The sequence below is a fragment of the Ideonella sp. B508-1 genome, assembly GCF_000333615.1.
Classification (GTDB): Bacteria; Pseudomonadota; Gammaproteobacteria; order Burkholderiales; family Burkholderiaceae_C; genus Ideonella.
Map to the genome: position 1 here is coordinate 1 of NZ_BADL01000279.1, position 301 is coordinate 301.

Here is a 301-nt window from a genome sequence, read left to right on the forward strand (position 1 = left end):
CGACGCGACGTGTACTGAACCCGGACCCGACCATGTCTTCCCTGTCCACCTCCTCCTTGCCCCGCCTGCCGGCGCGGCCCCCGCGGCCACACCCGGCGCAGGCCACCCGCGCCCCCGCGACACCGGTCCCGGCCCCGCACCCGGAATGCCTGCACGGCCCGGTCGAGGACCTGGGGCCCTGGAGCCGGCGCGCCCTGGTCGGCAGCGTCGTGCTGGTGCACCTGGCCGCGGGCTGGGCCCTGCTGCGGATCAGGACGCGCCCCGAAGTCCCCCCGCAGCCGGCGCCGATCGCCGTGCAGTG

1 protein-coding gene is annotated in these 301 nt (G+C 77.7%); it reads left to right on the forward strand.

Going from position 1 to position 301, the window contains the following annotated elements; all coding sequences use genetic code 11:
* Positions 1-32: 32 nt before the first annotated feature.
* On the forward strand, positions 33-301 hold a 269-nt coding region (locus I73_RS33170; RefSeq protein WP_040500288.1), incomplete at its 3' end, for a hypothetical protein.